This is a genomic window from Streptomyces sp. Z423-1, assembly GCF_013009255.1.
GTDB classification, from domain to species: domain Bacteria; phylum Actinomycetota; class Actinomycetes; order Streptomycetales; family Streptomycetaceae; genus Streptomyces; species Streptomyces gossypiisoli.
Map to the genome: position 1 here is coordinate 4,881,428 of NZ_CP053109.1, position 23,040 is coordinate 4,904,467.

The following is a 23,040-nucleotide window of genomic DNA, read 5'->3' on the forward strand; positions in this document are numbered from 1 at the left end:
CGGCCGGGTGATGACCGTCGACGACCGCCGCCGGCGCCGGTGTCCTGCTGATGGCCCGCCCGGTTCACGGTCGTTCTGCTGGCGCCGAGCAGTGCGAATAGGGCGCCCCGACAGTCGAGGGTCGGGACCGGGCGGCCGTGGCGACGGCATCCGGTGAAGTCCTCGATTCCACTTCGACAGCCCCGGTAACCAGCCGCGAGGGCGCGGAATCAGATTCCGCCCGGGGTGCTTGGCCCGCCGCTTCCTGCGGTGTTGGCCCTCATTCCGGGTGCGGCGGACTCCCGGACAAGGACAACCCGCCGCTTCCGGTCTCCCTATCCCGACGCAGTCAGAGGAGAGACCCACCATGCGTATGCGCACGTTCGTCGCCGGTCAAGAGGCCGTGAGCGACGCGGAGTTCGCGGAACTGGCGCTCGGTATCGACATCGACTTGTTCCGTGGCCCGCTCAAGCCGGAGACGCCGGCGGAGCGCGCGGCCCGTGAGGACGCGGCCCGTGACATCCTCGCCGACCTGGTCGCGATGGGCGAGGCCGGTGACGAGATCGCCGGTTGGGACGCCCTGTACGCCGACGCGCTGACCCGCACGGTGCCGTTCCTGCGCTCCGCTCGCGGCTACCGGCCGGGGACGGGGGAAGCGGCATGAGCGAGACGCGCAAGCCGTTGACGAAGACACAGAAGGTCGTTCTCACGGCCGCGTTCGTGCCCATGTTGCTGACCGGCGTGGCAGGCGGCATCGGAACGTTCAGTAACATCGGCCACGCCTACGGCGAGGGAACCGCGCTCGGGGCGGTGGCGGCCGGTGAGGGCGCGACCGCCGTTCTGGGCCTGGTACTGCTGGGCCTGACCATGCTGGGACAGTCCTCGCCGTGGCCCATCCGGGTCGGACTGTGGGCGCTGCCCGCCGCCGCGTCGGTCATGGCCGCCATGGCGGGACCGGACGCCGGCCGGACCGTCATCTACGCCGTGACCCCCATGGGCATGTGCGTGTCCGCCGAGGGCATGGCGTTCCTCGCCCGGCGCATCGTCGTCCACACCGACGGCCGCGACGCCGAGTCGGAGCGCAAGGCCGCCGCCGTCGTTCAGGCCCTCGCCTACCACCGCGCCCGTGCCGCCAACCACCCGGACGACCGGGTCAAGAAGCGGTCGGAGCGCAAGTCGTGGCGTCTGGCCCGCAAGGTCGGCGTCGGTGACGCGGCGTTGGGATCGAGGCTGCTGGACGTGCAGCGCGATCGGGTGACGATCGGCGCGGACGCGGCGCTGTCGGCCATGTTCGCCGGGATCACAAATGCGGAGGAATCTACCGAGGCCATGAGGAATCGGTCTACGGCTGATCTGCGGGAATCGACCCCGGCGCCGTCGGTCGTCCTGACTCGACTGACGGTGCCCGATCCGGTGCCGGTCGACTTCGCGAAGTCGGCTCTGCCGCTCAAGCCCGTCCCCGAGATCCCCTCGCCGGTCGACCCGGTCAAGGCCGATCCGGCGCCGGTCGAGTCGACCAAGCGGCGGGCGGTGGCGGCCGACTCCCCCCGACCCCGCCGGGCGACCGGGCGGGTTCCCGACGCGGCACGGTCGCCCCGACCGAAGCGCACGGCGGCTCAGTTGCTCGATGAGGCACGGACCGCGACGGCCGATTGGCCCGACCGGCAGGTCACTGCCGAGGGAATCCGCCGGGAACTCCACACCTCGCCGGCGAACGCGCGGATGCTGCGGGACACCATCCTTGCCGAGCGCAAGGCCACCGGCGGTAGGGCCGCGTGAAGCGGCTGACCCTCGCCGACTGCTTCGACCCGGCCGGGGAGCGCTTCGGCATCCCCACCTACCCGTGGCGCTGCGCTCCGGACGACTTGGCCACCCGCCGCCAACTGCGCAAGCGGGGACTGCGGCCGGGTGGTCAGGACGTGGCGGCACAGATCCTCCGGCCGCGTCGCCGGCGCGAACCGCTGACCGCGTACCTGTACCGCGTCGACCTCGCCCGCCCGGTGCGCCCGATGACGCCGGGCATGTGGCGCGCGCACGAAGCCATGATGCGCGCCCGCCGCCGCTGCCCCGAGTGCGGCAGGGACGCCGGATACGTCATCCCCACCTCGCTCGGAACCTGCGTGACCTGCGCCTATCCCGAGGAACAGCGCGCTGCCTGAACCACCCGAAACCCGGGTCCGGCCGCCCACCTTCCACAGCAAGCCGGCCGGACCCTTCGACTCCCGCGAAGGAGCGGATACATCGTGACGGAAAACCCCGTGTTCCCGCCCCCGGACGAGCCGGAGGGCACCGACGAGCAGACGGCCGCCGTGCTGCCGTTCCCGCTCACCAAGAAGACCGATCCGGCCGCCGCCCCCGGCGAGGGCGAGGTGAAGCCGGGAGAGTGGGAGGCCGAACTCCCCGACGACGCCGACGACCCCGAGGCCCACGACCTGACCGAGGGCGCCCCGGTCGACCCGCCCCGCGAGGCCTACCCGCCCTCGGTCAGTGAGTGGATGGAGGCCAAGGACAAGGCCCGTATGCCGGTGCTGCCGGACTGGGTGAAGCTCCCTGACCAGCGCAAGGCCGTGCGCAAGTGGGCCGTCCGCCACTACTCCACCGTGATCGGCTACCACGCCGTTCGCCTGCCGTGCATCTACACCCCGAAGATCCTGTGGTACTCGCCGCGCGGCGCGTGGCGGTGGTCGGCCGCGATCGGCCGGTGGGTGTTCGACGCGGAGGGCAAGTCGCTGCGGCTCGCCGCCGTGGCGGCCGAGGACGCCGCGGAGTACCTGAAGCTTTCCCGGCAGCGCAACGACCGCGTGAGACTGCGGGGCATCGTCGCGACGATCGCAGGGTTCATCGGCCTCGCCGCCGCGCTGACCCTGTACGTCATGGCCCCGTCGTGGCTGCTCCTGCTGTCCCTCGCCGCCCTCACGACGACGCTCGGGGCGGTCGGGGCGCCGGCGGACCGACCGCTGATCGACATGGCCAAGGTGACCTTCCGCAAGCGGCGGCTGTCCTCGGACATCATCACCCGCGCGTTCGAGGCCGCCAACCTGACCATCAAGGACCAGGGCATTGCCTTCCCGAGGCCGATCGGCCGGGACGGTGACGGGTGGCGGGTCGTCGTCGACCTGCCGTACGGCAAGACGTTCGCGGACGCCGTCAAGGCGCACGAACGCCTCGCCTCGGGTATCGACATCGCCCCCACTCAGCTCTTCCTCGACAAGGACGAGACGAGCGCGCGGCGGGTGTCGATGTGGATCGCCGACCGTGACCCGCTCGCCGTCCCGTCGGGCAAGACCCCCCTGCTCGGGGCGACACGGGTCGACTTCTGGAAGCCGTTCCCGTGGGGCGTGGACGAGCGAGGCAACCCGGTCATGGCCACCATGGTGTGGCTGTCGATGCTGGTCGGCGCCGTCCCGAGGCAGGGCAAGACGTTCTCCGCGCGCACCATCGCCCTCGCCGCCGCCCTGGACCCGTACGTCAGGCTGTACGTGTTCGACGGCAAGGCCTCGCCGGACTGGCGCAACTTCACCAAGGTCGCCCACCGCATCGGGTTCGGCATCGTCCCGAAGAACGGGTACGACCCGGTGGTGCACCTGCTGACCTCGCTGCGGGAGCTGAAGGCGGACGTGGAAGACCGGTACCACCGGCTGTCCGAACTGCCGCTGCACATCTGCCCGGAGGGCAAGCTCACCCCGGAGATCAGCCGGGACAAGAAGCTCAACATGCCTCTCACGCTGGTCGTGGTCGATGAGGTGCAGGAGTACTTGCAGCACCCCGAGCACGGCAAGGAGATCCTGTCCTTGCTGGTCTACCTCGTTCGGGTCGCCCCGGCGGTCGGCGTGCCGGTACTCATCGCGACGCAGAAGCCGGACGACAAGGCGTGCCCCTCGGAGCTGCGGGACCAGCACCAGGCCCGTTTCTCCCTGCGGGTCGGTTCCTGGCAGGTGTCCGACGTCGTCTTGGGCGCCGGCTCCTACTCGGAAGGTCTGGACGCGTCCAAGCTGCTGCGCTCCCACAAGGGCGTGGGCATCCTCAAGGGCATGTCGGACGACTCCGGCATCGTCCGCACCTACCTCGCCGACGGCCGCGACGCCGAACGCATCCTGACCAGGGCCGCCGCCCTGCGGGAGGCCGAGGGCACGCTGACCGGCGACGCGGTGGGCGAGGCCCCGGCGCCGGAGACATCGGCGACGATCCTGGACGACGTGGCGGCCGTGCTCGGCAAGGGCGAGGCCAAGGTGTGGTCCGAGACCATCGTTGACCGCCTCGCCGACCTGCGCCCCGAGGTCTACGGCCCGTGGGCCGACCTGGACGCCAAGCCCAAGGCCGAAGCGCTCACCGCAGCGCTCAAGCCGTTCGGCGTGGCCACGGAACAGATCAGCCGCCGCGTAGACGGCAAGGTCGTCAACAAGCGCGGCATCAAGCGTGACGACATCGCCGCAGCGATTACGGAGCGCAACAGGAACCGAGACGCCGGATAGGTCCCGCAGGGTCGCTTGCGCAAGCACCGGCTGTCGCTTGCGCAAGCGACCCTGCTAGCGACCAAAACCGCCCCTGATCAGGACGCTAGCGACTAGCGGCCGACCTGCGGAAACCCTTCAAACCCCCTCTGAGAGGCATCTGATGAGCCTTCCTCTGCTCGCTATCGCCTGCCTACTCACCGTCACGCTCGGTTACAGCGTCAAGTGCTGGCTGAGCCCGTTCGGCGACTGCCGCAAGTGCGCTGGCATGGGTCACGAACTCAAGACCGACCGCAAGGGACGACTCAAGCGCGGCAAGGACTGCCGCCGCTGCCACGCCACCGGCAAGCGCATACGCGTCGGCCGGTGGATCTACAACCGCACCGCGCGCACCTACCGCGCCGGCACCCGCTGACCCCGCCGGGAGGCTCCATGGTCATCACCATCCCGCTCGTGCTGCTGCTCGCCGCCGTCGTCCTGCTGTTGCTGCGCTTCCGTGCGGTCGGCGCCGGCGCGGCCGTCGTCGTCGCGCTCTTCGGCTTCTACCTCGCCGGGACCGGCGCGAGCGACACCGTCAACCAGCTTGTCACCGCCGTAACCGGCGCCCTCGCCGACATCGGCCGCTAGAAAGGAGACCAGCACGTGAACGAACCCACCGCCTACCGCCGCCCGGCCGGGCCCGACACGGCGGCCGTGGAAGTCCACCACCCCGCCCCGATCACGCCCGCGCACACCGCGCCGCTCGTGCCCGTGCAGCCGGGGGCGATCCCGGCCGTGGCGAGCGTCGTCCTGCCGGACGGCCGCGTCGTCACCGGCTACGCCATCGAGCCCGCCAAGCCCGAACGGGTCGCGACCAAGCCGCCGGTCTCGCGCGCGGCCGTGAACATCGCGCTCGGGGGCGTGGGGTTCCTCGCCGTGTGCGGCGGGCTGTTCCTGCTGACCGCGTTCATCACCGCCCTGACCGCGCTCATCACTCAGCTCATCGTCCTCGCCGCCGTCGTCTTCGGCGGGTGGGTCGCCGTGCAGGTGCTCAGCGCGAGCGGCCACGGCGGCGGGACCACGGTCAACATCCGCAAGGCCGTCATCAAGCGGAACAAGTTCTACGGCTGACAGGAGGCCAATCCACGTGCCCCGACTGCGCATTCAGGTCGCCAACTGGCCCCGCCGGTCCCTGGTCCTGACCGACACGCCCCGCCCCGACTGCTCCAACTGCGAGGGACTGGGCGGCATCGAGCACGACTACGGCGACCACAACGGCGAGTACGCCGGTACGGACTGGGAGCCCTGCCACTGCTGGAACGAGTCCCGCCGCTGGACGCTGCTGCCCCTGCCGCGCGTGCCCCGGTGGCTGTACCGGCACGACCGCGGCCGCGACCCGTGGGGCCCCGACGGCTACAGCAACGAACCCCCGTTCTGAATCCCGAGAGGAGAGACGTGTTCGAGATCCGCGTCATCTGCGACCCGGCCGACGCCGACCGCATCACCACCGCACTCGGTGCCGCGTTCGCCACCGGCATCGTGCGCGACTACCCGACCCGCGACGGACAGCGCCGGCGCCTGTACGTCACGGCCGACCACCGCCCCGAGCCGGGGCTGTGGCCGACGCCGGATGAGGCGTACGCGCTGGCCCCGAGCATGGTCCGCGAGATCGGATGGACCGCCGGAACGGCCGCCGACAAGCCGTTCGGCGAGAGCTTGGGCCGGGAGTACTGGCTCCGCAAGGCCGCGCTGTTGGACCGCATCGCGCTGCGCGACGAGGAAGACGGCTTGAGCGGCGACGCCGCCGAGGTGGCCACGGAAGCGGCCCGCCGGCTCATCGCGCACGACAGGGACGGCGAGGGCGACTACCACGGCGCCTCGTACTGGCCGGAGCACCCGGCCACCGCCGCCGACCCGCGCGGCTACGTCCGCCAGGAATACGCCCACTGGGCCAAGAACCACTAGCTACGCCCGAGGGCGGCGGCTCCCGGACAAGGACAACCCGCCGCCCTCGGTCTCCCTATCCCGACCAAGCAGAACAGGAGACCTACAGCATGGCACCTGACGGCAAGACCCGGCTCCTCCTCGCCGGGAACCTCCCGGACGGGAGTCACCTGCGCACCGCCCTGACCCTGGCCACAGCCGGAGTCCCGGTCCTGCCCCTACGGCACGGCAAGGTGCCGTTCGGCAACTGCCGCGCGTGCGCGGACAACGCGTGCGGCGGACGGCCGAACATGAAGCGCGCGGGAACCTGCCGATGCCTCGCCCCCTGCCACGCGTGGGCGGCGGCAACCACCGACCCGAGCGTCATCACCTCCCCGGAGTGGACGGCGGCATGGCGGCACGCCGTGGCCGTCGCCTACCACCCCGGCGGGGCCGGGCTTACCGTGGTGGATCTCGACACCCCGGCGGCCGTGGCGTGGGCCCGTGAGACCCTGCCCGCGACCCGGACCGTGCCGACGACCCGGGGTGAGCACTGGATCTACCGGGGCGCCATGCGGTCGTCCAACGGGGTCCGGCCCGGTGTCGACATCAAGTCGCTGATGAACTACGCCCGGTGGCTTGGATCCGGCACCGGGCGCATGACGGCGCTGCCGTCGGCCGTCCGCGGCCTGGCCGTGAGGGAAGACACCACCCCGGCGGCGGGGCGGGTGGTGTCTTCCGTCTCCGCGCGCGCCACCTGGAACCGCTCCGTGGCCACCGGGTGCCGCCACACCGAACGCTACGTACGCACCGGCCTCGAACGCGGCCTCGCCCTCGTACGCGCCCGCACCGAATCCGGCGCCGGATCACAGACGTTCGGGGTGGCCCAGTTCCTCGCTGCCCAGCACGCGCAGTGCCCCGGACCGTGCGGACTGGACGCCATCGCGGAAGAGATCGTGGCCGCCGCCGTCTCGGTCGGCGTCCCCGAGACCTACGCCCGCCGCGCGGTCATCAACGGCCTTGAGACGGCCGGAGAGCTGGCGGCATGAATAAACCATCCTGTAACGCCATGAACAGCCTGCAGTGCGCCGTACAGCCCTCGCCGCGGGCGGCCGTAGGCGCCCGAAGGGTCGCCGCCCGTCAGGGCGTCCGTTCTGCTCTTGGCCCTGACCCGCTGTCGACCACCCCCGGAGGGAGGACAGCCTCATGACCACACAGCATGTGGACAACCCCGACCTGTGGGCCGGACTGTCCACCCTCGAAGCACCGCCCGGCGAGGGCGAGACGGCGCCGGAGGTGTGGGAGGACCCCATTCCCCTCACCGGCCGGCGCGAGCGTCCGCCGTTCCCCGCCCGCGTCTTCCCCACCTGGTTGCGGGAGTTCGTGACGGCCGTCGCGGAGGAGACGCAGACCCCGGCGGACCTCGCCGGATCCATCGCCCTCGCCGTGCTCGCTACGGCGGCCGGCGGCCGGTCCGTCGTCCACGTCCGGGGCAACTGGCGCGAGCCCACCAACCTCTACACCGTGGTGGCGCTCCCGCCCGCCAACCGCAAGTCCGCCGTGTTCGCGCTGCTGACCAACCCGCTGTACGAGGCGGAGAAGCAGCTCAAGACGGCCATGAAGCCGGTCATCGTCGAGGCGGAGCTGACCGCCCGTCTGGCCAAGGAAGCGGCCGACAAGGCCGCCGCCAAAGCCGCGTCCGCCGACCCGGACAAGCGCGATGAGATGGTGGCCATCGCCGTCGGCCTCGCACAGACCGCCGACACGCTCACCGTCCCCGCCGAACCAGTGCTGCTCGCCGACGACTCCACCCCCGAGACGGTCACCTCGCTCATGGCGGAACAGGGCGGCCGGCTGTCGGTGATGAGTGCCGAGGGCGGGATCTTCGACATCATCGCGGGGCGGTACTCCGGCGCCCCGAACATGGAGGTGTTCCTCAAGGGGCATGCCGGGGACCGGCTGAGGGTCAACCGGCAGACCCGCCGCGAGTACATCGACGCCCCCGCCCTGACTATCGGCCTCGCCGTGCAGCCGGACGTGTTGCGGGACATCGGCAAGGTGAAGGGGTTCGACGGACGCGGGTTGCTGGCCCGCTTCCTGTACTCCCTGCCTGTCTCACGGGTCGGTGAGCGGAAGATCATCACTGACCCGATCCCCGAGGGGACGGCCGCCAAGTACGCGTCCAACGTCGTCGGCCTGACGCTGTCCCTCGCGGAGTGGACGGACCCGGCCGTCATCCAGCTCACGCCGGAAGCGGACGTGGCGCTGATCGCCTATCAGGAACGGGTCGAACCGATGCTCAAGGCGCGCGGCGGCAAGCTGGGCCACATCTCCAACTGGGCTGGAAAGCTGGCCGGAGCGACCGCGCGCATGGCCGCGCTACTGCACCTCGCCGAGCACCTGGGCGACGGCTACGCCCGTCCGGTCCCCGAGGCCACCATGAACGCGGCCATCGAGCTGGGGGAGTACTACACCGCCCATGCCCTCGCCGTGTTCGACGCCATGGGCGCCGATCCCGTGCTTAGCCGCGCCCGCAGCGCGCTTGAAGCGCTGAGGGACAACGAATGGGAGGACGTCAGCCGCCGGGACCTGTTCACCGCCATGTCCCGCGCGGAAGTGCCCACGGTCGCCGACCTCGAACCTGCCCTCGCCCTGCTGGAAGACCACGGATACGTGCGGACCTACCAGCCGGAGCGCACCGGCCGGCGAGGCAGGCCCCCCGCGCCCCGCCTGTTGGTGCACCCACAGGTACGGCGCTTCGGCCGGTGAGCACACCGACGCTCACAACCCCGCCCGCACAAACCGCAAAACCGCAATAAACCCCCGGCATGGCCGCTGACCAGCGGCGGGACCACTGCCCACCGTCCGGCAGGGTCCCGCCGCGCAATCCCGCCATATTCCGCACAAACCCCTGACGTGGGCCACCGGCCGGCGCTGCCCGCCGGGTCCCGCTGATTTTCGCGGAATATCGCGGGTTTCTGCGACCACGCCCCGCCGCCGCCCGCACCGCGCATCACCGCAGGTCATCGGCCGGGACCGGGCTTTCTGCGGATATCGCGGTTTGTGCGGCGGCTTCTCCCCGCGAACTCACACCCTCACGAGGAGCAAGCCTTGAACGACCACGGAACCCCGACGACGCTCACCGACGACGACCCGACGTTGGTTCTCCTCACCGTCGAAGAGGCCGCCCGCCGACTCCGCATCGGCCGGACCACGTGCTACGGGCTCATCCGCTCCGGAGAGCTGGAGTCCGTACCCGTCGGCCGTCTCCGCCGCGTCCCCGCCGACGCGCCGGCCGCGTACGTCGCCCGACTCCGCACCGCCCACCACGCCGCTTGACGGCGCCCGGGGCGGCGGCTCCCGGACAGGACAACCCGCCGCCCCGGTCTCCAATCCCGACACCAAGAAACAGGAGCCTGCCTGTGGCAGAAGAGAAAAAGCGCACCCGCCGCGCCAACGGCGAATCCGCCATCTACTTCGGGAAGGACGGCCGTTGGCACGCCCGCGTCCCGATGGGCTACAAGGACGACGGGACCCCGTACCGCCGACACCTGACGCGCCAGACGCGCCAGAAGCTTGTTGAGGCCGTCAAGGAGCTGGAGAAGCAGCGCGACCAAGGTTCGACGCAACAGCCCGGAAAGCCGTGGACGGTTGAGAAGTGGCTATGGCACTGGGTCGAGAACATCGCCAAGCCGACCGTCAGCGAGAACACGTACGACGGCTACGAGGTCGCCGTTCGCGTGCACCTCGTTCCTGGTGTCGGCAAGCACCGCCTTGACCGCTTGCAGCCCGAACACCTGGAAAGCCTGTACCGCCGTATGCAGGCGAACGGGGAGCGCAAGGCCGGTACGGCTCACCAGACCCACCGCACCGCCCGTACCGCCCTCGGGGAGGCCGTGCGGCGCGGCTACGCGGCGAAGAATGCTGCCGCGTTGGCCAAGCCGCCACGGGTGGAAGAGGACGAAGCAGAGGTAGAGCCCTACTCCGTGGAAGAGGTTCAGCGCCTGTTGCTCGAAGCCAACAAGCGCCGGAACAGTGCCCGTTGGATGCTGGCGCTTGCGCTCGGACTGAGGCAGGGCGAGACGCTCGGACTGCGCTGGTCTGATGTCGACCTGGACAACGAGTACCTGAAATTGCGCCGCAACCGTCTGCGGCCCAGGTACAAGCACGGGTGCCCGGAAGCTTCACCGTGCGGCCGGGCGAAGGCGGGGTACTGCCCGGACAAGGTGCAGATCCGGCGCGAGACCAAGAACACCAAGTCCCGAGCGGGCCGCCGTGCCGTGCCCCTGCCCGGTCCGCTGGTGGCCATGCTCCGGGCTCATGCCGAGGAACAAGAGCGGGAGCGCAAGGCGGCCGGTGACCTGTGGGTCGAGTCGGACTACGTATTCACCAAGATGCTGGGTGGCCCGCTGAGCCCGAACACGGACTATCACGACTGGAAGCGGCTGCTGGAAGACGCAGGGGTTCGGGATGGCCGGCTGCACGACGCCCGGCACACGGCCGCCACCGTGCTCATGCTGCTCGGAGTCCCGGACCGCGTCATTGATCAGATCATGGGGTGGGAACCGGGCACCTCCGCGAGCATGCGCGCGCGGTACCTCCATGTGCCGGACGCCATGCTCAAGGACGTGGCCCGGAAGATCGCCGATGCCATCTGGGGACCCCCGGAAACGCCCCCTGTGGACAAAAACCAGGACAACGACGGCTGAGGACAACAACGAGGGGCCCCGCTGAAGATCAGCGGGGCCCCTCGTTTCGCCTGTTCAGGCGGCTGCGGAGGATACGAGATTCGAACTCGTGAGGGGTTGCCCCCAACACGCTTTCCAAGCGTGCGCCCTAGGCCTCTAGGCGAATCCTCCGCCGGAAACATTACATGACCGAGAGGAGTGCTCGCGAACTCGTTCCCCGCCCCCGACATCAGGTAGCCTTGGCGCAGCCCCTCACGCGGCGCTATCTGACTGAACTCCCCCAGGGCCGGAAGGCAGCAAGGGTAGGTCGGCTCTGGCGGGTGCGTGGGGGGCGCTTGCGTTGGGGGCCGGGTTCGCCTCGGTGCTGGGGCGGGGTTTCTGGGGCGGGGCTCGTTGTCAGTGGGCGCCTATAACCTCGTATGCGTGTCGTCTCTCGCGCTGTACCGCCGCTATCGCCCGGAGTCGTTCGCCGAGGTCATCGGGCAGGAGCATGTCACTGACCCGCTGCAGCAGGCGCTGCGGAACAACCGGGTCAATCACGCGTACCTGTTCAGCGGTCCGCGCGGATGCGGCAAGACCACCAGCGCGCGGATTCTCGCCAGGTGTCTGAACTGCGAGCAGGGGCCGACGCCCACCCCGTGCGGGGAGTGCCAGTCGTGCCGGGACCTCGCGCGCAACGGGCCGGGTTCGATCGACGTCATCGAGATCGACGCGGCCTCGCACGGCGGTGTGGACGACGCCCGTGAGCTGCGGGAAAAGGCCTTCTTCGGGCCTGCGAGCAGCCGGTACAAGATCTACATCATCGACGAGGCCCACATGGTCACGTCGGCCGGTTTCAACGCGCTCCTCAAGGTCGTCGAGGAGCCGCCGGAGCATCTGAAGTTCATCTTCGCCACCACCGAGCCCGAGAAGGTCATCGGGACGATCCGGTCGCGTACGCATCACTACCCGTTCCGTCTGGTGCCGCCCGGGACGCTTCGGGACTACCTCGCCGAGGTGTGCCAGAAGGAGAACATCCCCGTCGAGGACGGCGTACTGCCGCTCGTCGTGCGGGCCGGTGCCGGGTCCGTGCGTGACTCCATGTCCGTCATGGACCAGCTGCTCGCGGGCGCCGGGGCGGACGGTGTGACATACGCCATGGCCACGTCCCTGCTGGGCTACACGGACGGCTCGCTGCTCGATTCCGTCGTCGAGGCCTTCGCCACAGGGGACGGGGCCGCCGCCTTCGAGGTCGTGGACCGCGTGATCGAGGGCGGGAACGACCCGCGGCGCTTCGTCGCCGACCTGCTGGAGCGGTTGCGGGACCTGGTGATCATCGCCGCCGTTCCGGACGCCCTGGAAAAGGGCCTCATCGACGCCCCGGCCGACGTGCTGGAGCGGATGCAGGCCCAGGCCGGCACCTTCGGCCCCGCCGAGCTGAGCCGCGCAGCCGACCTCGTCAACGAGGGCCTGACCGAGATGCGCGGCGCCACCTCCCCGCGCCTTCAGCTGGAGCTGATCTGCGCGCGCGTGCTGCTCCCGGCCGCGTACGGGGACGAGCGGTCCGTGATGGCCCGGCTCGATCGGCTGGAACGCGGGGTGAACTTCTCCACGGGCGCCGGAGCGCCCGCCATGGGGTACGTCCCCGGGCCCGACGCGCATGGGAGCGCGCATGCGGGTGCCGGTGCGGGTGCTGCCGTTCCGCCGGGGGGCGGGGCCGCCGCGGCTCGGGCTGCCGTGCGCGCTTCCGGCGGTGCCGCAGGCACCTCGGAGGCGGCGGGAGGTGCCGTAGCCGGTGCGCCCGCCGGGCAGGGTGCGCCCGCCGGGCAGGGTGCGCCCGTCGCGCCCGGGGATCAGCGGGGCGACGTACGTCCTGGCGCCCCAGGTGCTCCTACGCCCCCCGGCACGGGCGAGCCCGCCCAGCAGCCGCCCGCAGCCCCCGCGCCCACGCCACCGGCAGCACCGGCCCCCGGTCCGGTCGCCACTCCCGGCGCCTGGCCCACCGCGACCCCCGCCGGTTCCGGAGGCGTCGGCCGACGCCCCGGCGGCTGGCCCACGGCCGCACCTCCGGGCGGCGGCGGCCGCCCCCAGACGGCCCCCAGCCCGTCCGCACCATCACCGCCCCCGACACCGGCACCCACACCCACACCAGCCCCCGCGTCGGCCCTGGCGGCCTCACCGCCCCCGACCGGCGGCCTCGACCCCCGCTCCCTCTGGCCGAACATCCTCGAAGCGGTGAAGAACCGCCGCCGCTTCACCTGGATCCTCCTCAGCCAGAACGCCCAGGTCACAGGCTTCGACGGCACCACCCTCCAACTCGGCTTCGTCAACGCAGGCGCCCGCGACAACTTCGCGAGCAGCGGCAGCGAGGACGTACTGCGGCAGGCACTGGCCGAGCAGTTCAACGTCCAGTGGAAGATCGAGGCCGTCGTCGACCCCTCGGGCGGCGGCTCGGCTCCGCCCGCGCCGGGCAACAGCGGCGGGGGCGGTTACGGCGGCGCCGGGACCCCTGGTGGTTACGGCGGCGGTGGCGGCGGTGCCACCAGCGGTTACAGCGGTGGCGGCACCGCGAGCGGTTACGGCGGCGGTACGCCGGGAGGCGCCGGCGGCGGGACTGCGACCGCCCAGCGCTCGGCGCCGACGCAGCCCACGTCGGCCGCCCCTGCCCAGCCCACCGCCGTACCGGCCCCGGCAGCGACACCTGCCCCCACCCCTGCGCCGCCCTCCGCGCCGGAGCCGCCTCCCGTCTCCATCGAGGACGACATCCCCGAGGACGACGACCCCGACCTCGACGAGTCGGCCCTCTCCGGCCAGGAGCTGATCGTGCGCGAGCTGGGGGCGACCGTGATGGAAGAGTTCTCGAACGACTGACAACGTCTGACGATGACTGACGTCTGACGATGACTGACGCCTGACGATGACTGACGCCTGACGCCTGACGCCTGACGCCTGACGCCTGACGCCTGACGCCTGACGCCTGACGCCTGACGCCTGACGCCTGACGCCTGACGCCTGACCACGCCTGACGCCTGACCACGACTGACGCCTGACGACGCCTGACGCCGAGGGCCGCGGCAACGCACCACTCAGGCATGGCTCCACCCGCCTTTCCGGGGCCCCTTTGGCGAGCCCCTGTTTCCGAGCCCCTTTCGGAGAAACCCACAACCCCCCGCCCCCCACCCCTTCGGCATCCCCCACAAACCACCCCCACCCGCTCCCGCTAGGCTGACCCCGTGAAGGTCCTCGTCATCGGTACCGGCGCCCGCGAACACGCCCTGTGCCGCTCCCTGTCCCTCGACCCCGCCGTCACCGCGCTGCACTGCGCCCCCGGCAACGCCGGCATCGCCGAGGTCGCCGAGCTGTACCCCGTCGACGCCCTGGACGGCGCGGCGGTGTCCGCGCTGGCCGCACAGCTCGGCGCCGACCTGGTGGTCGTAGGCCCGGAGGCCCCGCTGGTCGCCGGGGTCGCCGACGCTGTGCGCGAGGCGGGCATCGCCGTGTTCGGCCCCTCCAAGGAGGCCGCGCGGCTGGAGGGATCCAAGGCCTTCGCCAAGGACGTCATGGCCGCGGCCGCGGTCCCGACCGCCCGCTCGTACGTCTGCACGACGGAAGCGGAGGTCGACGAGGCGCTCGACGCCTTCGGCCCGCCCTACGTCGTCAAGGACGACGGCCTCGCCGCGGGCAAGGGCGTCGTCGTCACCGCCGACCTCGACGCCGCGAAGGCGCACGCCCGCGCCTGCGACCGCGTCGTCATCGAGGAGTACCTCGACGGTCCCGAGGTCTCCCTCTTCGCCGTGACCGACGGCGAGACCGTCCTCCCGCTCCAGCCGGCCCAGGACTTCAAGCGCGCGCTCGACAACGACGAGGGCCCGAACACCGGCGGCATGGGCGCGTACTCCCCGCTGCCCTGGGCCGACCCGAAGCTCGTGGACGACGTCCTGCACAGCGTCCTCCAGCCGACCGTCGACGAGCTGCGCCGCCGCGGCACGCCGTTCTCCGGCCTGCTCTACGCCGGTCTGGCGATCACCGGCCGGGGTGTACGGGTCATCGAGTTCAACGCCCGGTTCGGCGACCCGGAGACCCAGGTGGTGCTGGCCCGCCTGAAGACCCCCCTCGCCGGCATCCTCATGGCCGCCGCCACCGGCAACCTCGCCAACCTCGAACCCCTCCGCTGGAGCGACGACGCGGCCGTCACCGTCGTCGTCGCCTCGCACAACTACCCCGGCACCCCCCGCACGGGCGACCCGATCACCGGCCTCGACGCGGTGGCCGAGCTGGACGCCCCGCACGCCTACGTCCTGCACGCCGGTACGAAGCGCGACGGCGACACCGTCGTCAGCGCGGGCGGCCGCGTCCTGTCCGTCACCGCGACGGGTGGCGACCTCGGCGAGGCCCGCGAACGGGCGTACCGCGCCGTCTCCCGCATCCACCTGGACGGCTCCCAGCACCGTACGGACATCGCGGCGAAGGCGGCGACGGGCGCATAACCCACACGGCCCGACACCCCGTACACCGCCTGCACCAGGCCCCCCACACCGCCCAGGCCACACCACGATCGCTGGCGCTCACTGACGATCACCTGCCTGACCTGGCACGACACAGGCCCCGGACCCCTTGGATCCGGGGCCTGATCCTTGCTTTCCGTCATCCACCTTTCCCCAAAGCCATTCCATCGAGTGACCGATGTCCTATCCGGCTGACGGGGGCCGGGGCCCCAACTAGGGTGCGGCGCAAGCGTTCCGGCACTTGGCCCACCGGCATTGCGATGTCAGTGGTGGGTGCCACAGTGGGGGAGTGAGCAACGCCAGGACAGCCAGGACGGGAGGGGGTGAGGTCAGGACATGACCGGTATCGGTGTGGAAGCGGGGACGCAGACCGCGCGTTCCCGGGCGCTGGCCGTGCTGCGGATCCGCAGCCGCGCGCTGGCCGTCGCCGTGCTGCCCGCGGCTGTCGCCGTGGTCCTGCTGGCGGGCGGTTCCACCGGCCATCTCGTCGGCCGGGGCTGGGACATCGCCCGCTGGGCGGTGAGCGCGCTCGCGCTCCTTGCCCTGCTGGCCGCCGGCGGCTTCGCGCTGCTTCTCGTACGGGCCCGCCCGGCGGTGAGCCCGACGGTCCCGATCGGCGAGGAAGCGGCCCCCGACCTCTACCGTCTGGTGCGGGACCTCGCCGACCGCCTCGACGTTCCCGCCCCCTCCGCCATAGCACTCACCCCGGACTGCGACAGCTGGCTGGAGGACCGCACCCATCCGGCGCACGGCCCCCCGACCCCGGCGGACGACTCCGACGAGATGGCGGGGCTCATACGCCGGCACGGCCCTCGCCGTACGACGGCCAGCCCTGTCCTCGTCATCGGCTCCCCGTTCCTGTGGTGGATGCGCGTCGGCGAACTGCGCGCGGTCCTCGCCCCGGTCGTCGCAGGTACGGGCCCCTCGGCGCACCCCGACATAGCCGCCGCCCGGCGCTTCGTGCGGGGCCTGGACGCCGCGGTGGCCGTCGTCTCGGCACCGGGCCGCCGCCCCGTGGTCCGCACGGTGTGCGCGGGCGTCGGCTGGCTGGCCCGCCTGCTGCTGCGCGGCTGCCGGGAGCACGCCGCCGAGATGGAGCGCGGGGTCGCCGCCGCGGCGGCCGAGCGTGCACAGGCTGTGGATTACGGGCTGCGGATCGTCGCGCAGGAACAGGTCGGGCTGGCGTACGCCGGCTGGGACCGCCTGCTCACCCGGGTCGCGCTGCCCGCCTGGCGGATGGGCCGCTGGCCGTCCCGGCTGGACGCGGGCGTCGTCGCGGCCCTCACCGAGCTGTCCCGGCGCGACCGCCTGGCCGAGGGCTTCGCCTCCCGCCTTGGCGAGCGTCCCGCCTGTGACCTGCTCGAAGAGCCCGGCCTGGTCGACGAGGCCGCCTCCCTGCTCGCCGCCCGCCTCTTCCACGGAGGCCCGGCGGAGTCCGGCCCCGACTGGTCGCCAGTGAACTGGCAGGAGTACCCGGACGAGGTCGTCGACCGCAAGTGGCGCACCGACGCGGCCCGCCTCCACCGCGTCCTGGACACCCTCGGCGTACGCCGCACGACCCGCGACACCGACCACGGCCCGACCCTGGCCCGAGTCCTGGACCACCTCACGGAAGCGCCCCCGACCCCGGACCACAACACCGACACCGACCACGGCCCGACCACCGACACCGACCACGGCCCGACCCTGTCCCGGGTTCCGGACCACCTCACGGAGCCGCCCCCGACCCCGGACCACAACACCGACGCCGAGACCGGCACGGCCGCAGCCCCAGAAGCAGCAGCTCCAGCCCCAGGGACCGCCCCGGGGGCAGGCGGAACTCCAGCCGCAGGCACCGCCTCAGGCGCAGCCCCAGCCGCAGGCACCGCTCCAGCCGTCGGCTCCGCCCCGGGCGCAGGCACCGCCTCAGGCGCAGGCGAAGCTCCAGCCGCAGGGACCGCCTCAGGCGCAGCCCCAGCCGCAGGCACCGCTCCAGCCGTCGGCTCCGCCCCGGGCGCAGGCATAACCCCAGCCGCAGACACGGCCCCATACAAAGCCCCAGCCCCAGCCTCAGCCCAAGCCCCCGCCCCCGACACAGACATCGCCCCAGACATCGCCCCAGACCCAGAAGACCCCCCACCCACCGACCCCCGCAGCGCCGCCCTCGCCGCAGGCCTCAGCGCGGAACTCGCCCGCGAGGAGGCCACCGGCTCCCCACCCCGAGCGGCCGCGCCCACCCCCACCCCGGACGCCCTCTGGGACGACAGCGCCCTCCCCCTCTTCCCGCTCCAACCCCCGCGCACCCCTCGCGAACTGCTCGCCGACCACGTCACCGCGATGGTCTGCTGCGCCGCGATGGACACCGCGGGCGCCGCCCCCGGCCTGGACTGGCTCGACGGCCCGTCCCTCCTGGTCAAGGGCGAACGCGCGGCCGATCTCACCCCCAGAGTCCTGAGCCTCATAGAGGACGGTGACCCGGCCCCGCTGAGAGCCTGGCTGGCCGAGGTCGGGATACGCCCGGAGAAGCCCGTACGACTCGTCTGAGCCCTTCGGCCGCTCATCCCGGGACCTCACCACCCCCGGCCCCACCCCCCGGCCCCACCCCCCCGGGCCCCACCCACCAGGCTCCGTCCGGAGCCTCTGCTTCCGCTTTGGGTCAATTCGAAACGAACCGTGACGGAGTCCGTGCGGAATGTGATGTGCTGGGTACTGAACACGCACGTGGCAATCGCGCTCGACATAAGACAGTCATACGAACGGCAGAACGGCACAGCGCACCCGCCGCTCAACGAGCGACCCACGACAGACCCACGACAGACCCACGACAGACCACGACCGACACCGACCACGACCGACACCGACCACGACCGACCACGACAGCGAGCAGCACAACAAAACGGCGCCGAGGGAGGGGAAACGACCATGGGGTCGGAGAAGATTCGCCGCTGGGATTCGGGAGCCCTGGCACACGCCGTGACGGATCCCTTCGGCCAGGGCCCGCTCCCCTGGCTGCGCGGCAGCGAGACGTACTTCGACGACACCGGAAAGGTGGTCCCCTGGTACCTGGACCCGGCCCCCGGCGCCCAGCAGCCGCACACCTCCGGCGCCCAGCAGACGCAGACCCAGGGCACCGCCACCCCCCGCGTCCCCGCCCCCCGCTCCGGCGGCCCCCGAGCCGCCGACGACGTACACCGCCAGATCAAGGGCTTCGTCTCCACCGGCGCGGTCACCCCCGGCGAGGCCGTCGACTTCCATGTCACCGTCGACCCGCCCCAGGAATTCGCCGTCGACATCTACCGCATCGGCCACTACGGCGGCGACGGCGCAGCCAAGATCACCACCAGCCCCCGCCTCTCCGGCATCGTCCAGCCCCCACCGCTCACCGCCGACCGTACGGTCTCCTGCCACCACTGGTGGCTGTCCTGGCGCCTGCAGATCCCGTCGTACTGGACCGTCGGCGCGTACGTCGCCGTCCTCACCACCGCCGACGGCTACCGCTCCCACGTCCCGTTCACGGTCCGCGACGACCACCCGGCCGACCTGCTGCTGTTACTCCCGGACGTCACCTGGCAGGCGTACAACCTCTATCCCGAGGACGGCCGCACCGGCGCGAGCCTCTACCACGCCTGGGACGACAACGGCCGGTTGCTCGGCGAGGCCGACGCCGCGACGACGGTCTCCTTCGACCGGCCGTACGCGGGCGCGGGCCTGCCCCTGCACGTGGGCCACGCCTACGACTTCATCCGCTGGGCCGAGCGCTACGGCTACGACCTCGCCTACGCCGACGCCCGCGACCTGCACGCCGGCCGCGTCGACCCCACCCGCTACCGGGGCCTGGTCTTCCCGGGCCACGACGAGTACTGGTCGGCGAACATGCGGCGCACGGTCGAGCTGGCCCGCGAGAACGGCACATCCCTCGTCTTCCTCTCCTCCAACTCCATGTACTGGCAGGTGGAGTTGGGCCCGTCCCCGTCCGGCACCCCGGACCGCCTTCTGACCTGCCGCAAGCGCAAGGGTCCGGGCAAGCCGGTGCTGTGGCGGGAGATCGACCGCCCGGAGCAGCAGCTGATCGGCATCCAGTACGCCGGCCGGGTCCCCGAGCCGCATCCGCTGATCGTCCGCAACGCAGGTCACTGGCTCTGGGAGGCCACCGGCGCGCACGAGGGCGACGAGATTGCGGGCCTCGTCGCGGGCGAGGCCGACCGGTACTTCCCGCGCACCCCGCTCCCCGACCACGACGAGCGCATCCTGCTCGCCCACTCCCCGTACACCGACAGCGAGGGCATCCGCCGGCACCAGGAGACATCCCTCTACCGCGCCCCCTCCGGCGCCCTGGTCTTCGCGGCAGGAACGTTCGCCTGGTCCCCGGCCCTGGACCACCCCGGCCACGTCAACCCGGTGATCCAACGCGCCACGGCCAACCTCCTCGACCGCATCTGCAAACGCGACTGACCCGACGTCCTTGATCAACCCCGAGTGAGGGAGAATCGGGGCTGTTGGACAGAACCACGGGGAGGAACCGTGTCCGGATTCGTCGAAAAGCCCGAGCCGACCGAGGTTCCGGGCCTGGTGCATCTGCACACCGGCAAGGTGCGCGAGCTGTACCAGAACGAGGCGGGCGACCTCGTGATGGTCGCCAGCGACCGTATTTCCGCCTACGACTGGGTGCTGCCGACCGAGATCCCCGACAAGGGCCGCGTCCTCACCCAGCTCTCCCTGTGGTGGTTCGACCAGCTCGCCGACCTGGTCCCCAGCCACGTCCTGAGCACCGACCTCCCGGACAACGCCCCCGCCGACTGGGCGGGCCGCACCCTGGTCTGCAAGTCGCTTCGCATGGTGCCCGTGGAGTGCGTGGCCCGCGGCTACCTCACCGGTTCCGGCCTGGTCGAGTACAACGACTCCCGTACGGTCTGCGGCCTCGCCCTCCCCGAAGGCCTCGTCGACGGCTCCGAGCTCCCTGCCCCGATCTTCACCCCGGCCACCAAGGCCGAGGTCGGCGAGCACGACGAGAACGTCTCCTACGAGGAGGTCGCCCGCCAGGTCGGCGCCGACACCGCCGCCGAGCTGCGCCAGGCCACCCTCGCCGTCTACTCCCGCGCCCGCGACATCGCCCGCGACCGGGGGATCATCCTGGCGGACACGAAGTTCGAGTTCGGCTTCGACGGTGACACCCTGGTCCTCGCCGACGAGGTCCTCACCCCCGACTCCTCCCGCTTCTGGCCGGCCGACCAGTGGCAGCCGGGCCGTGCGCAGCCGTCGTACGACAAGCAGTACGTCCGTGACTGGCTGACCTCGCCCGAGTCCGGCTGGGACCGCCGCAGCGAGCAGCCCCCGCCCGCGCTGCCGCCGCAGGTCGTGGACGCCACCCGCGCCAAGTACGTGGAGGCGTACGAGCGCCTGACGGGCACCAGCTGGAGCTAGGGCATGAAGAAACCCCCCGGTCGAAACCGGGGGGTTGGCTGGAGCGGACGACGAGGCTCGAACTCGCGACCTCAACCTTGGCAAGGTTGCGCTCTACCAACTGAGCTACGTCCGCAGTGCGCCGGGGCGCGACAGCAACTATACCCAACCTCGCTCGCGAGCGAGACGCACAGCCGCATGCCGGTTCTCCACCCCGAGCTTCGACACGGCCGACGACAGGTAGTTCCGCACGGTCCCCTGCGACAGCGCGGCCCGCTCGGCGATCTCGGCGACGGGCGCCCCGTCGGCGGCCAGCTCCAGCACCTCGGCCTCCCGCGCGGTGAGCGGCGAGTCCCCGGCGGAGATGGCGTCGGCGGCCAACTCCGGGTCGACGTACCGGTTCCCCGCATGGACGGTGCGGATGATCTCCGCGAGCCGCTGCGCGCTGACCGTCTTCGGCACGAACCCCCGCACACCCGCAGCCAGCGCCCGCTTCAGATGCCCCGGACGGCCGTGGCTGGTGACGATCAGCACCTGGCAGCCGGGCAGTTCGGCCCGTAGCGATGTGGCGACCTTCACACCGTCCGCGCCGGGCATCTGGAGATCCAGCACGGCCACATCGGGTTCATGGGCCCGGGCCATCGCCAGCGCCTCCGGCCCGCTCGCCGCCTCGGCGACCACCATGAGGTCGTCCTCCAGCGACAGCAGCGCGGCCAGCGCACCCCGGATCAGATGCTCGTCGTCGGCGAGCAGCACGCGCACGGTCACCGGGCCACCTCATGCACGACGGACGTCAACGGCACCTCCGCCACCACCCGGAACACACCGTCCCCGACCGGCCCGGCCTCCAACGTCCCCTCCACGGCGGCCAACCGCTCCCGCAGCCCGGCAAGTCCGGACCCCCCTCCCGAACCAGTGGCCCCGGAAGGGCCGTTGCCATTGGCCTCGGAAGCCCCGTTGTTCTCCATCTTGTTCTCCATCGTCAAGCCCCCGTTGTTCTCCACCGTCAACACCACCCGCCCCTCAGTCATCCGCAGTCCCACCACGCACAGCCCGGCATCCCCGTGCCGCAGCACATTGGTGGTGGCCTCCCGCACCACCCAGCCCAACGCCGACTGCACCTCACCCGGCAGCCCGGCGGCCGCGCCCTCCCCGGACACCTCGCAGGCGATCCCGGCCGCCGTCAGCACGCCCTGCGCACCGGCGAGTTCGGCGCCGAGGTCGGCCTCCCGGTATCCCCGTACGACATCCCGTACCTCCCGCTGCGACTCCTGCGCGATCCGCTGCACCTCGATCATCTGGTCCACGGCCTCGGCCCGCCCGCGCCGCGCCAACTGCACGGCCAGCTCGCTCTTCAGCGCGATCACGGCGAGGTTGCGCCCCATCACGTCGTGCATGTCCCGCCCGAAGCGCAGCCGCTCCTCCGCGACGGCGAGCCGGGCCCGGGTCTCGCGGGCGGCGTCGAGTTCGTAGACGGCGTTGAGCAGCCAGACGGAGAAGACGGAGGTGAAGGCGAAGAAGCCCATGGCGACCAGCGCCGTCAGCGCCATGGCCACCGCCACCACTGCGGGGCCGCCCAGCGCGAAGACCACCAGGCCGGTGCCCGCCGAGAAGCCGAGCACCAGCCCCAGCACCCGGCGCCGGCTGCGGATGCCGAGCGTGATCGACCCGCCGCCGAAGCCCAGCAGACCGGCGAACAGCGTGCCCAGCACGGTCGCGGTGTCATCGCCGCCCACTCCACGGTCGACGAGCACGAGCAGGGTGCCCGCGACCAGCGCGCTGACCGCTCCGAGCGCCCACATCAGCCGCAGGGGCTGCGGGCGCAGGCCGCGCGTCCAGTCCAGCGCCCGGGAACCGACCAGCGCGGCGAACAGGGCGTGCCCGCACACCAGCAGGAACAGCCAGACCGCGTGCGGCAGCCGCCCCTGGCCGAGGAGCGGGAGACCGAACACCCCGACCTCGATCAGTGCGAAGAAGTGGAACGACCACCGCGTGTACGTCTCCACCTTCGCCGGCGTGCTCTTCCTCCGCCACCACTGCCCCGGCCTGGTCACCTGCCGCCACTCCCCTCCGTCAGCGCCGCCACTCCCCTCCGTCAGCGCCGCGGCTCCCCTCCGTCAGCGCCGCGGCTCCCCTCCGTCAGCGCCGCGGCTCCCC

The 23,040-nt window shown here is 71.8% G+C and carries 20 protein-coding genes, 2 tRNA genes and 1 other RNA gene; 19 read left to right on the top strand and 4 right to left on the bottom strand.

The genetic code is table 11. The features are described from left to right. Positions 1 to 352: 352 nt before the first annotated feature. The 13 genes from HJD23_RS21775 to HJD23_RS21835 all read left to right on the top strand — a co-directional run bounded on the left by HJD23_RS21775 (position 353) and on the right by HJD23_RS21835 (position 11,041). Positions 353 to 643, top strand: a complete 291-nt coding sequence (locus HJD23_RS21775) for a hypothetical protein (RefSeq protein ID WP_171119173.1) — start codon at positions 353 to 355, stop codon at positions 641 to 643. After that, entirely contained in the window at positions 640 to 1,758 is a 1,119-nt protein-coding gene (locus HJD23_RS21780; RefSeq protein ID WP_171117675.1) for a conjugal transfer protein, read from the top strand. Before HJD23_RS21775 ends, HJD23_RS21780 begins: the two co-directional genes overlap by 4 nt. After that, a complete protein-coding gene (locus tag HJD23_RS21785) occupies positions 1,755 to 2,138 on the top strand; it encodes an RRQRL motif-containing zinc-binding protein (protein WP_171117677.1) in 384 nt (127 codons plus the stop codon). The genes HJD23_RS21780 and HJD23_RS21785 overlap by 4 nt, the downstream gene beginning before the upstream one ends. A gap of 84 nt (positions 2,139 to 2,222) precedes the next feature. After that, positions 2,223 to 4,451, top strand: a complete 2,229-nt coding sequence (locus tag HJD23_RS21790) for a cell division protein FtsK (protein WP_171117679.1) — start codon at positions 2,223 to 2,225, stop codon at positions 4,449 to 4,451. Positions 4,452 to 4,593: 142 nt separating this feature from the next. Continuing rightward, positions 4,594 to 4,845, top strand: coding sequence for a hypothetical protein (locus tag HJD23_RS21795; RefSeq protein WP_171117681.1), 252 nt, complete (start codon positions 4,594 to 4,596; stop codon positions 4,843 to 4,845). A gap of 17 nt (positions 4,846 to 4,862) precedes the next feature. Next, positions 4,863 to 5,057, top strand: a complete 195-nt coding sequence (locus HJD23_RS21800) for a hypothetical protein (protein WP_171117682.1) — start codon at positions 4,863 to 4,865, stop codon at positions 5,055 to 5,057. 15 nt (positions 5,058 to 5,072) lie between these two features. Beyond that, positions 5,073 to 5,540, top strand: a complete 468-nt coding sequence (locus HJD23_RS21805) for a hypothetical protein (RefSeq protein WP_171117683.1) — start codon at positions 5,073 to 5,075, stop codon at positions 5,538 to 5,540. A gap of 16 nt (positions 5,541 to 5,556) precedes the next feature. Further along, complete coding sequence (locus HJD23_RS21810) at positions 5,557 to 5,847, top strand: hypothetical protein (protein WP_171117685.1); 291 nt, start codon at positions 5,557 to 5,559, stop codon at positions 5,845 to 5,847. 17 nt (positions 5,848 to 5,864) lie between these two features. Next, positions 5,865 to 6,374 (top strand): hypothetical protein, encoded by a 510-nt coding sequence (locus tag HJD23_RS21815; RefSeq protein ID WP_171117687.1) that lies wholly within the window; start codon positions 5,865 to 5,867, stop codon positions 6,372 to 6,374. 89 nt (positions 6,375 to 6,463) lie between these two features. After that, positions 6,464 to 7,381 carry a bifunctional DNA primase/polymerase gene (locus HJD23_RS21820; protein WP_240980780.1) on the top strand — a complete coding sequence of 306 codons (918 nt, stop codon included), beginning with the start codon at positions 6,464 to 6,466 and terminating at the stop codon, positions 7,379 to 7,381. A 172-nt stretch (positions 7,382 to 7,553) separates the two neighbouring features. After that, the gene (locus HJD23_RS21825) at positions 7,554 to 9,101 is read left to right on the top strand and encodes a YfjI family protein (RefSeq protein WP_171119177.1); all 1,548 of its coding nucleotides are present in this window, start codon (positions 7,554 to 7,556) and stop codon (positions 9,099 to 9,101) included. Between the two features lie 342 nt (positions 9,102 to 9,443). Next, the gene (locus tag HJD23_RS21830) at positions 9,444 to 9,671 is read left to right on the top strand and encodes a helix-turn-helix domain-containing protein (protein ID WP_171117689.1); all 228 of its coding nucleotides are present in this window, start codon (positions 9,444 to 9,446) and stop codon (positions 9,669 to 9,671) included. Between the two features lie 83 nt (positions 9,672 to 9,754). Next, positions 9,755 to 11,041, top strand: coding sequence for a site-specific integrase (locus HJD23_RS21835; RefSeq protein WP_171119179.1), 1,287 nt, complete (start codon positions 9,755 to 9,757; stop codon positions 11,039 to 11,041). Positions 11,042 to 11,106: 65 nt separating this feature from the next. Here HJD23_RS21835 and HJD23_RS21840 read toward each other — a convergent pair. Then, a tRNA-Ser gene (locus HJD23_RS21840) sits at positions 11,107 to 11,191 on the bottom strand. 72 nt (positions 11,192 to 11,263) lie between these two features. Here HJD23_RS21840 and ffs point away from each other — a divergent pair. From ffs to HJD23_RS21870, 6 genes are all read left to right on the top strand, one after another. Next, an RNA gene (gene ffs, locus HJD23_RS21845) (signal recognition particle sRNA small type) lies at positions 11,264 to 11,362 on the top strand. 81 nt (positions 11,363 to 11,443) lie between these two features. After that, positions 11,444 to 13,870 carry a DNA polymerase III subunit gamma and tau gene (locus HJD23_RS21850; RefSeq protein ID WP_171134061.1) on the top strand — a complete coding sequence of 809 codons (2,427 nt, stop codon included), beginning with the start codon at positions 11,444 to 11,446 and terminating at the stop codon, positions 13,868 to 13,870. Positions 13,871 to 14,232: 362 nt separating this feature from the next. Further along, on the top strand, positions 14,233 to 15,486 hold the full coding sequence (gene purD / locus HJD23_RS21855; protein ID WP_171117691.1) for a phosphoribosylamine--glycine ligase: 1,254 nt from the start codon (positions 14,233 to 14,235) through the stop codon (positions 15,484 to 15,486). 354 nt (positions 15,487 to 15,840) lie between these two features. Then, the gene (locus HJD23_RS21860) at positions 15,841 to 18,027 is read left to right on the top strand and encodes a hypothetical protein (protein WP_171117692.1); all 2,187 of its coding nucleotides are present in this window, start codon (positions 15,841 to 15,843) and stop codon (positions 18,025 to 18,027) included. Between the two features lie 378 nt (positions 18,028 to 18,405). Next, positions 18,406 to 19,935: a N,N-dimethylformamidase beta subunit family domain-containing protein gene (locus tag HJD23_RS21865; RefSeq protein WP_171117694.1), complete on the top strand. Its 1,530-nt coding sequence runs from the start codon at positions 18,406 to 18,408 to the stop codon at positions 19,933 to 19,935. Positions 19,936 to 20,004: 69 nt separating this feature from the next. Further along, positions 20,005 to 20,904 carry a phosphoribosylaminoimidazolesuccinocarboxamide synthase gene (locus HJD23_RS21870; protein ID WP_171117695.1) on the top strand — a complete coding sequence of 300 codons (900 nt, stop codon included), beginning with the start codon at positions 20,005 to 20,007 and terminating at the stop codon, positions 20,902 to 20,904. Between the two features lie 39 nt (positions 20,905 to 20,943). Here HJD23_RS21870 and HJD23_RS21875 read toward each other — a convergent pair. From HJD23_RS21875 to HJD23_RS21885, 3 genes are all read right to left on the bottom strand, one after another. Beyond that, a tRNA-Gly gene (locus HJD23_RS21875) sits at positions 20,944 to 21,019 on the bottom strand. Between the two features lie 23 nt (positions 21,020 to 21,042). Further along, positions 21,043 to 21,651: a response regulator transcription factor gene (locus HJD23_RS21880; RefSeq protein ID WP_141316514.1), complete on the bottom strand. Its 609-nt coding sequence runs from the start codon at positions 21,649 to 21,651 to the stop codon at positions 21,043 to 21,045. Beyond that, a complete protein-coding gene (locus tag HJD23_RS21885) occupies positions 21,648 to 22,937 on the bottom strand; it encodes a histidine kinase (RefSeq protein WP_171117697.1) in 1,290 nt (429 codons plus the stop codon). The genes HJD23_RS21880 and HJD23_RS21885 overlap by 4 nt, the downstream gene beginning before the upstream one ends. Between the last annotated feature and the right edge of the window lie 103 nt (positions 22,938 to 23,040).